Source organism: Mesorhizobium sp. M7A.F.Ca.CA.004.06.1.1 (assembly GCF_003999135.1).
GTDB lineage: Bacteria > Pseudomonadota > Alphaproteobacteria > Rhizobiales > Rhizobiaceae > Mesorhizobium.
Window position 1 is genome coordinate 1 of record NZ_RZPQ01000191.1, and the last position, 8621, is coordinate 8621.

General features: G+C 60.6%; 11 protein-coding genes and 1 tRNA gene. 6 read left to right on the forward strand and 6 right to left on the reverse strand.

Going from position 1 to position 8621, the window contains the following annotated elements; translation table 11 throughout:
* Positions 1-64 precede the first annotated feature (64 nt).
* Complete coding sequence (locus tag EN906_RS13920) at positions 65-1000, forward strand: 3-keto-5-aminohexanoate cleavage protein (RefSeq protein ID WP_127268010.1); 936 nt, start codon at positions 65-67, stop codon at positions 998-1000.
* Positions 997-1425 (forward strand): acyl-CoA thioesterase, encoded by a 429-nt coding sequence (locus tag EN906_RS13925; protein ID WP_127268011.1) that lies wholly within the window; start codon positions 997-999, stop codon positions 1423-1425. The genes EN906_RS13920 and EN906_RS13925 overlap by 4 nt, the downstream gene beginning before the upstream one ends.
* Before the next feature lie 176 nt (positions 1426-1601).
* Here EN906_RS13925 and EN906_RS13930 read toward each other — a convergent pair.
* Positions 1602-1678 (reverse strand) — tRNA-Met (locus EN906_RS13930).
* A gap of 240 nt (positions 1679-1918) precedes the next feature.
* Between EN906_RS13930 and EN906_RS13935 the strand changes: the two genes are divergently transcribed.
* A complete protein-coding gene (locus EN906_RS13935; protein WP_127268012.1) occupies positions 1919-2884 on the forward strand; it encodes a Gfo/Idh/MocA family oxidoreductase in 966 nt (321 codons plus the stop codon).
* A 44-nt stretch (positions 2885-2928) separates the two neighbouring features.
* Here the strand turns inward: EN906_RS13935 and mnmA are convergent, their stop codons facing one another.
* Positions 2929-4119, reverse strand: coding sequence for a tRNA 2-thiouridine(34) synthase MnmA (mnmA, locus tag EN906_RS13940; RefSeq protein ID WP_127268013.1), 1191 nt, complete (start codon positions 4117-4119; stop codon positions 2929-2931).
* Between the two features lie 288 nt (positions 4120-4407).
* On the opposite strand from mnmA, the gene EN906_RS13945 reads away from it, so the two are divergent.
* Entirely contained in the window at positions 4408-4683 is a 276-nt protein-coding gene (locus EN906_RS13945; protein WP_013529904.1) for a DUF1153 domain-containing protein, read from the forward strand.
* A gap of 62 nt (positions 4684-4745) precedes the next feature.
* Here EN906_RS13945 and EN906_RS13950 read toward each other — a convergent pair whose 3' ends face one another.
* On the reverse strand, positions 4746-5672 hold the full coding sequence (locus EN906_RS13950) for an NADP-dependent oxidoreductase (RefSeq protein ID WP_127268014.1): 927 nt from the start codon (positions 5670-5672) through the stop codon (positions 4746-4748).
* Between the two features lie 90 nt (positions 5673-5762).
* On the opposite strand from EN906_RS13950, the gene EN906_RS13955 reads away from it, so the two are divergent.
* The gene (locus tag EN906_RS13955; RefSeq protein WP_127268015.1) at positions 5763-6161 is read left to right on the forward strand and encodes a helix-turn-helix domain-containing protein; all 399 of its coding nucleotides are present in this window, start codon (positions 5763-5765) and stop codon (positions 6159-6161) included.
* A gap of 86 nt (positions 6162-6247) precedes the next feature.
* Here the strand turns inward: EN906_RS13955 and EN906_RS13960 are convergent, their stop codons facing one another.
* The gene (locus EN906_RS13960; protein ID WP_013529907.1) at positions 6248-6625 is read right to left on the reverse strand and encodes a flagellar export protein FliJ; all 378 of its coding nucleotides are present in this window, start codon (positions 6623-6625) and stop codon (positions 6248-6250) included.
* 452 nt (positions 6626-7077) lie between these two features.
* On the opposite strand from EN906_RS13960, the gene ctrA reads away from it, so the two are divergent.
* The gene (gene ctrA, locus EN906_RS13965) at positions 7078-7773 is read left to right on the forward strand and encodes a cell cycle two-component system response regulator CtrA (protein WP_006203583.1); all 696 of its coding nucleotides are present in this window, start codon (positions 7078-7080) and stop codon (positions 7771-7773) included.
* A gap of 102 nt (positions 7774-7875) precedes the next feature.
* Here the strand turns inward: ctrA and EN906_RS13970 are convergent, their stop codons facing one another.
* Positions 7876-8280, reverse strand: a complete 405-nt coding sequence (locus EN906_RS13970; protein WP_127268016.1) for a response regulator — start codon at positions 8278-8280, stop codon at positions 7876-7878.
* 239 nt (positions 8281-8519) lie between these two features.
* The coding region (locus EN906_RS13975; protein ID WP_245484247.1) for a histidine phosphotransferase family protein at positions 8520-8621 on the reverse strand (102 nt) is incomplete at its 5' end.

An 8621-nucleotide genomic window follows, 5' to 3' on the forward strand; every position in this document is an offset into this window, starting at 1 on the left:
GGTCGTGAGGATTGCCTCGCGCTCGAGAGATAGCAACAAAAGGCAGACAAGGGAGAGTTCAACCATGAAGAAATCGCCGAAAGTCGTCATCACCTGTGCGGTCACCGGTTCGATCCACACGCCGACGATGAGCCCGTATCTGCCGATAACGCCGTCCGAGATCGTCGACGCCGCCGTCGGAGCAGCCGAAGCCGGAGCGTCGGTGATCCATCTGCATGCCCGCGATCCGGAGACCGGCAAGCCTACCCCTGATCCAAAGCTGTTTATGGATTTCCTGCCGCGCATCAAGCAGCAGACCGACGCCGTGATGAACATTTCCACCGGCGGCGGGCTGAAGATGACCCTCGAAGAGCGCCTTGAAGCCGCGCACGCTTCGAAGCCGGAACTCTGCTCGCTCAATATGGGATCTATGAATTTCGCCCTGCACCAAATCGCGCCGAAATACACCGACTGGAAGTACGACTGGGAGAAGGGCTACCTGGAAGACACAAAGAAGGGCATCGTCTCCAACACGTTCGAGCAGATCGAGCGTATCATCGTCGAAGTCGGCCAGGCCTACGGCACGAAGTTCGAGTTCGAGTGCTACGATGTCAGTCACCTCTACACGCTTGCGCACTTTCTAGACCGCAAGCTGCTGAAGCCGCCGCTTTTCGTCCAGACGATCTTCGGGCTGCTGGGCGGAATCGGCGCCGACCCAGAAGACATGATGCACATGCGCAGGACGGCTGATCGGCTGTTCGGAGACGATTATCTCTGGTCGATCCTTGCCGCGGGCAAGCACCAGATAAATCTCTGCACGATGGGCGCGATCATGGGCGGCAATGTACGGGTCGGTTTGGAAGACAGCCTCTATGTCGGCAAGGGCACGCTCGCTAAGAGCAATGCCGAACAGGTTGCCAAGATAAAGCGCATTCTCAACGAGTTGTCGCTCGAAATCGCGACGCCCGACGAAGCCCGTCAACTGCTGGATCTCAAGGGCGCAAACGAGGTCGGGTTTTGACGCCCGGCATCGAAACCTATGTCGGCGTCGTGCATCCTTGGATGTGCGACGCGATGGGCCATCTCAACGTTCGTCATTATGTGGCCATGTTTGATGACGCCAGTTTCCAGTTTCTGGGCAGGATTGCCGATCCTCGTTTGACGCCGACCCTCGGCTGGGCGGATGTAAGGATGGAGATCGACTACGTGCATGAAACCGCGGCGGGAACCCTGGTCACCGTTCGCAGCGTTATAGAAAAGCTTGGGAAATCGTCGCTGACTTATCTACATGAAATGCGCGGCACGCTGGATGGAGTCCTGCATGCGCGCATGCGCACCGTAACGGTACGCTTCGATCTTCAAGCGCGGAGCAAGATCGAGATCGAAGGCGAAGCCCGGCAGGCGAGCGCGAAACTCCCGAGGGGTGAAGCCGATACGCGTGGGTGACGGCGAGAATGTCCGGTGACGGCATCGTTAGCCGCATTGGCGTCACTGAGCGAGATGCTGTAGGTCGCTGAAGGCTTCTACTCGCCCTACGAAGGTCAGGTATGCCGCTATCGCACAGGACACCGCATGGGGCAGCCCGCCACAATCGGCCATTGCGTACGATAGTGGCGTTGAAGTGGTAGCGGGAGAGGGACTTGAACCCCCGACCCCAGGATTATGATTCCCGTGCTCTAACCAACTGAGCTACCCCGCCAGGGCGGCGAAAGGCCCGAAATCCGCCTCAAATCGAAAGGCATGTCGGGGGCGTTCGCCAAGGTCGCGCGGATATAAGGTTGGGAGGGTGAGCCTGTCAAGCTTCGAAGCAACCGGCTTGCCGGCTTATCGTCATTATCGAAAAGCTTTGCCATGCGGACATTTGGTTGCCGCCGCCGGGGTTGAGTTCGAAGGGGCACGTCGCTATGTCTCGGCCACGAGTTTTTAGAGTTTGAAACAGATGAAGCCGCGCATAGCAGTCCTCGGTTGCGGATACTGGGGCAGCAACCACATCCGCACTCTCAAGGCGCTCGGCGCGCTGTACGCGGTCTCCGACACCAACCGGGCCCGCGCAGAAGGCTTCGCCAGCGAGCAGGACTGCCTGGCGATCGAGCCGGACCAGTTGTTCGTGCGTGACGATATCGACGCCATCGTCATGGCGCTGCCGCCGCAATTCCATGCCGACCTTGCCGTGCGTGCCGTCACGGCCGGCAAGGACGTGCTGGTGGAAAAGCCGATCGCGCTGACGGTTGCCGACGCCGAGCGTGCGGTGCAGGCGGCCAAGGACAATGGCCGCGTCTTCATGGTCGGCCATGTCCTGCGGTTCCACCCCGCCTTCGAGACGCTGAAAGGGCTGATCGACAAGGGCGAACTCGGCGAAGTCCGCTACATCCACTCGCACCGGCTCGGCCTCGGCAAGTTCCACACAGAGAACGACGCGCTGTGGGACCTGGCGCCGCACGATCTGTCGATGATCCTGGCGATCACCGGCACGGAGCCGATCGAGGTGCGCGGCGAGGGGGCCGCCCTGCTCGACAATCTCAGCGACTTCGCGCATCTGCACATGCGCTTCCCCAACGGCCTGCGCAGCCATCTCTTCACCTCGCGTCTCAATCCCTATCGCGAGCGGCGGCTGACCGTGGTCGGCACCAAGGCGATGGCGGTGTTCGACGATGTCGAGCCATGGGAACGCAAGCTTGCCGTCTACCGCCATGCAGTGTGGCAGGACAGCGGCCAATGGGCCTTCACCACCAATGAGCCATCCTATGTCGCGGTTGCCCAGGGCATGCCGCTGACACGCGAGCTGGAGCATTTCATCCAGTGCATCGAGACGCGTGCCGAGCCGCGCACCAGCGGCGAGGAAGCGATCAGGGTGCTGCGCATCCTGACCGCCGGCACGGTCACCCACACCAAGTCGAATTCCTGAAGCGCGGATTATTTATTCGGCGGGAATCTTATTCGGCAGGTATCTTATTCGGCAGGTATCTGGGCCGGCCTGGCGGCAAGCCGGGTCAGCATCGCCTCGGCCTCGGCGCCACGCTCCGAACGCTCGATGAAGCCGCCGCCGAACACGCGAGCTTCGTTGCCGTCATCGGAGTAGAGCACGCAGGCCTGGCCCGGCGCGATGCCGGATTCGCCGTCGACCAGTTCCACCCATGTGGCACCGGCACGATGATGCAGCACGGCCGGGCGCGGCGGCCGCGTCGAGCGGACCTTGGCGAACAGCTCCAGGCCGCCTGCAGGGACGTCTGTGAGCGGTCCGTCGCCCAGCCAGTTCATATTGCGCAGATAGATCTTGTGCGTCTCCAGCGCCTCGCGCGGGCCAACCACGACGCGAGCGCGGTCGGCATCGAGGTGGACGACGTAAAGCGGCTCGCCGGAAGCGATGCCGATGCCGCGGCGCTGGCCGATCGTGTAGCGCAGGATGCCCTCATGGCGGCCGAGCACGCGGCCGTCGATGTGGACGATGTCGCCCGGATTGGCCGCGGTTGGCTTCAGCTTGGCGATGATGTCGGAATACTTGCCCTGCGGCACGAAGCAGATGTCCTGGCTATCCTGCTTGGCGGCAACCGCCAGCCCCATCTCCTCGGCGATGGCGCGAACCTGCGGCTTCGACAGGCCGCCGAGGGGAAAGCGCAGATAATCGATCTGTGCCTGCGTGGTGGCGAACAGGAAATAACTCTGGTCACGGTCGGCGTCGACGGGCCTGTAGAGCGCGCGGTGGGCGCCGTTGGCGCCGGAACGGATGTAGTGGCCGGTGGCCAGCGCGTCGGCGCCGAGCTCCTTGGCGGTGGCCAGGAGGTCGGCGAACTTCACCGTCTGATTGCAGGAAACGCACGGGATCGGCGTCTCGCCGGCGACATAGCTCTCGGCGAAGGGATCGATGACCGCCTTGCGGAAGCGTTCCTCGTAGTCGAGCACATAATGGGGGATGCCGAGCGTCTCGGAGACACGGCGGGCATCGTCGATGTCCTGCCCGGCGCAGCATGAGCCGGCCCGGTGCGTCGCCGCGCCGTGGTCGTAGAGCTGCAAGGTGACGCCGACGACGTCGTAGCCCTCGCGTTTCAGCAGGCCTGCGACGACAGAGGAATCGACGCCGCCCGACATGGCGACGACGATGCGGGTGTTTTCGGGACGTCCGGGAAGATTGAGACTGTTCATGATGCTTTCGTTCTGCGCGGCGCCTCAATGCCAATGTCGAGAATATAGGTCAAGCTTTACCGGCGCGCCAGCGTGCAGGGCGATTCACCGGTTGCGGCCGATCTCCGCCAGGGGATGCATTTTCCCCGGCAAATCAGCGTTTGCGGGCAGATGTTTCAAATGCCGGCGAAAAGACTAACGCGGCGTTCATGATCCTTACCTAGTCATTAGGGTCTGCTTAGGCAATTTTTAAAGCTGTGGCGGTAACGTGGCGGGGGTTGGGGCTTTGAGTTTTTTGTAGAGAGTACGATGACCGATCTGGTTAGACCGAGAGTCAAATATGTTATCGGGCCTGACGGCAGCCCTCTTACGATTGCCGATCTGCCGCCGACCAATACACGTCGCTGGGTTATCCGGCGTAAGGCGGAAGTGGTTGCGGCCGTGCGCGGCGGGCTTTTGAGCCTGGACGAGGCATGCCAACGCTACAAGCTCACCACCGAGGAATTCCTGTCCTGGCAGGCGTCGATCGACGAATATGGCCTTGCCGGGCTGCGCACGACACGCATCCAGCAATACCGGCACTGACATTGCGAATTTAGACGAAGGGCGCGGCTAACCCCGCGCCCTTCTGTTTTCACCGTTCCCGCTCAGAGCGATAGCACAACCTTGCCGATCGGCTTGGTGGCGAGGAAGGCGTGAGCGGCCCCCGCCTGGTCCAGCGGGAAGCTCTTCGCCACATGGACGGCGAGCTTGTTGGCATCGATCAACCGAGCCAGTTCCACCAGGCCCTCCCTGTCGGGAACGACGGACATACGCTCGACCCGAATGTCTCGCGCGCCGGCCTGGGTCCTGGTGTTGTCGCCGACATCGAGCAATGACACCAAAACGCCGCCACGCCTGAGCACCTTCAGCGAGCGTTGGGCGTGGTCGCCGCCCATTGGATCCAGCACCAGATCGATGTCGCGAACCTTATCGGTGAAATCGCCCTTGGTGTAGTCGATGACCTCGTCGGCGCCGAGTTCGCGGAGGAAATCGAGCTTGCCCGGGCTGACCGTGGCGACAACGTAGGCGCCGCGCGCCCTGGCGATCTGCACCGCCAGATGACCGACGCCGCCGGCTCCTGCATGGACCAATATGCGCTGCCCCGATTTCAGCCCGCCGTGGCGAACAAGCCCTTGCCAGGCGGTGAGGCCGGCCAGCGGCAAGGCGCCTGCCTTGAGGTGGTCCGCGCTCTTCGGCTTCAGTGCGATTTGATCGGCAGGCACGGCAGCCAGCTCGGCATAGGCCGCCGCCTGCTTGGGGAAGCGCGGCATGCCGAACACCTCGTCGCCGATCTTGAAGCCGGTGACGCCGGCGCCGAGTGCTTCGACAGTTCCCGAGATATCCCAACCCAGGATGTAAGGCGGCTCGCCGAGCAAGGGGTAGTAGCCGGCACGGACGGCGCCGTCGACCGGATTGATGCCTGCGGCCTTGACGCGGACCAGCACTTCGCCGGTCTCTGGCGTGGGATCCGGCTGATCGGCGATGACAAGGACGTCGGGTCCGCCGACGGAATTCTGGATAACGGCACGCATTGAGATGTCTCCTGCTTGGTTGGTGCCACTATCATTTGGATAGTAATATCCCCTTGTCCAGTATGTACCTTCCTGATATATACGCACCTCATGGATAGTGAAGATGATTGCGGTTTCGGCTATGATGCGTTCCGGCGGGCGTGTCCTTCGCACACCGTGCTGGAGATGCTGGCCAGCAAATGGGTCTATCTGGTGGTTTGCGCGCTGCGCAAAGGCCGGCTGCGCAATGGCGAGCTTGCCCGGAAGCTCGAGGGCATCACGCCGAAGATGCTGACGCAGACGCTGCGGGTGCTCGAGCGCGACGGCCTGGTGCGGCGCGAGATCTTCCCGGTCATTCCGCCGCGCGTCGAATATGAATTGACCGAGCTCGGCCAGAACCTGGCGGGGCTGCTTACCCAGATCAGGTCATGGGCGGAGCAGCATGCGCCGGATATCAAGGATGCCCGTGCAAGGGCAATTGCCGAGAGTGAAGGGGATTTGGCCGCGTAGGGCGGGTTCATTTTTCCCGCCGGAGCCGCAAGCCGCGACAATGCGCCAGCCTGATGGCGAGCGTTGGTGCGGCAAACCGCCAGGTCTTAGCCGATCATGGCGCTGCGGCCACCGACTTCGGCTTCGCGGATCTTCGTGTCGCGCGATTCCAGCATTTCCGCCTTGGAAAGCTCCGCTTCAGCTTCGCCGAGTAATGATTCGGCGGCGCTTCGCTGCTGGGCGAGGTCGCTTTGGGAATTCCTGAGGTTGTCGCGGCGCAGGCGAGCCGCCTTGGCGAAGGTCGGATAGGCGAAATGGTTGATGTCTGTGATGCCGGCCTTCTTTTCCTCGGCGGTGATCTGAAGCTCCAGCTCGACGGCCATGCGTTCGAACTCGGCGATCATCATGTCGAGCTGGAGCAGCTGCCGCCGCTTCTCATTCACCTGAAACTGTTTCAGCCGAACGAGGTTTTCACGTGACTTCATGATTCGGTACTCCCGGAAACGCACACCCGCACTTATCGTCCAAACCACCTGGAAACGCCCAGGCCGCACCCGTGTCCACCGCCTTTCCCCGAACTATGGGAAACAAAACCCTAAAGTTTTTTGCCGGCGGTAACCATTCGTTTACGGGCATTGTTAATCATACGGGTCAGGACTTAAGGCCGGGTAAAAATTCCGGCCACCGATGCGGAAGCGACGTCGATGAGTCCCTGGAGTCGCTTAGTCCAGGTTGTTAATGTGTTGCATTAGGAATTTGGTTCTGAGATTCGTTATTAGATTCAAGAGGGTGTAGAAAGAGGTTAAAAAATCTGGTACCGTCATGGACGGGAAATTAGGATTTGTTAACCATTCAATGGCAGCCTCTGCACAAGGCAACCACTGCTCCGGGTCCGGACGGGTCGTGAAATGGTCCGGCAGCAGAAAAGGGGAATGAAATGCGTGTTCTGCTGATAGAAGATGACAGTGCAACCGCACAAAGCATCGAACTGATGCTGAAATCGGAAAGTTTCAACGTCTACACGACCGATCTCGGGGAAGAGGGCGTCGATCTAGGCAAGCTCTACGACTACGATATCATTCTTCTCGATCTCAACCTGCCCGATATGTCGGGCTACGAGGTCTTGAGAACGCTTCGCCTTTCCAAGGTCAAGACACCTATTCTCATCCTCTCCGGCATGGCCGGCATCGAGGACAAGGTGCGCGGCCTCGGCTTCGGCGCGGACGACTACATGACCAAGCCGTTCCACAAGGATGAGCTGGTTGCCCGCATTCATGCCATCGTGCGGCGCTCCAAGGGCCACGCCCAGTCGGTCATCACCACCGGCGACCTGGTGGTCAACCTCGATGCCAAGACCGTCGAAGTCGGCGGCCAGCGCGTGCACCTGACCGGCAAGGAATACCAGATGCTGGAGTTGCTTTCGCTGCGCAAAGGCACCACGCTGACCAAGGAAATGTTCCTCAACCACCTCTATGGCGGCATGGACGAGCCTGAGTTGAAGATCATCGACGTCTTCATCTGCAAGCTGCGCAAAAAGCTCGACGCGGCATCGGGCGGTCAGAACTACATTGAAACGGTCTGGGGGCGCGGCTATGTGCTGCGCGAACCGGAAGACATTCGCGTCAGCGCCTGAGCGACGAATCGCTCGAATCTTTTCCATAAAAAACCCGGCTTCGGCCGGGTTTTTGCATGACGGCTGGTAAGGGTCTGTTTTGGGCTGCTGAGCAGGAAACCGTCACGCACTTTTTCTGGAATTGCTCAAGGGTACCGAATCAGGTGCGCTCTTCAAGGTGCGAAAGCGCTCGAGCAGCTGCGGGCGGTTGAACGGCTTCAAGAGATAGCCCTGGGCGCCGGCTCGCTTGGCCCGCATGATCGAAGCAATATCGAGCTCGACCAGGGAAATCAGGATCTGCGGCCTTATCGGGCTCTCCATGGCGCGGACGCGACGGATGAGATCGACCGCCGGTACGTCAGGCAAGGCGCCATCGACGACGATGATGTCGGGCATATCGGCGGCGCACATCTCCAGCGCGTCCAGTCCGCTGGCGGCCTCGATGACAATCATTTCGGAGCCGCCCAGGATGCGTTTTGCAACCTTCCTGATGACGCTTGAATCGTCGACGAACATGCAGCGTTTCATTTCCGGGTCCTCTTTGCCTTCTGGCAGTCCGGTAGCGTCGGGGGCATCCAGGACGCACCATAGGCCAATCTGGTAAAGAAGCCGAAAAGGCGTTAGGTAAAATTTTTACAAAGATAGGCAGGTGCCTACTTTTATTCGCGAATGCTTTGGCGCTGCCTGGACGACCAGACGCATCTCAAGTCGATGAGCTGGAATTACAGATTTCAATGTAGAAATACTTCGCTTTATCGGCTGCGCAATCAGGCCGCAGAAAGCACGATTTCTTCCGGCGTCGCGTGGATCGATATCGTCATGCCGGCTTCGCGCGCCAGAAGCAGCGTGTAGTAGGGCTGCACGGAATG

Coding starts and splice junctions, on each gene's coding strand:
- EN906_RS13920 (WP_127268010.1), top strand. CDS start 65: ATGAAGAAATCGCCGAAAGTCGTCATCACCTGTGCGGTCACCGGTTCG.
- EN906_RS13935 (WP_127268012.1), top strand. CDS start 1,919: ATGAAGCCGCGCATAGCAGTCCTCGGTTGCGGATACTGGGGCAGCAAC.
- mnmA (WP_127268013.1), bottom strand. CDS start 4,119: ATGAACAGTCTCAATCTTCCCGGACGTCCCGAAAACACCCGCATCGTC.
- EN906_RS13945 (WP_013529904.1), top strand. CDS start 4,408: ATGACCGATCTGGTTAGACCGAGAGTCAAATATGTTATCGGGCCTGAC.
- EN906_RS13950 (WP_127268014.1), bottom strand. CDS start 5,672: ATGCGTGCCGTTATCCAGAATTCCGTCGGCGGACCCGACGTCCTTGTC.
- EN906_RS13955 (WP_127268015.1), top strand. CDS start 5,763: ATGGATAGTGAAGATGATTGCGGTTTCGGCTATGATGCGTTCCGGCGG.
- EN906_RS13960 (WP_013529907.1), bottom strand. CDS start 6,625: ATGAAGTCACGTGAAAACCTCGTTCGGCTGAAACAGTTTCAGGTGAAT.
- ctrA (WP_006203583.1), top strand. CDS start 7,078: ATGCGTGTTCTGCTGATAGAAGATGACAGTGCAACCGCACAAAGCATC.
- EN906_RS13970 (WP_127268016.1), bottom strand. CDS start 8,280: ATGAAACGCTGCATGTTCGTCGACGATTCAAGCGTCATCAGGAAGGTT.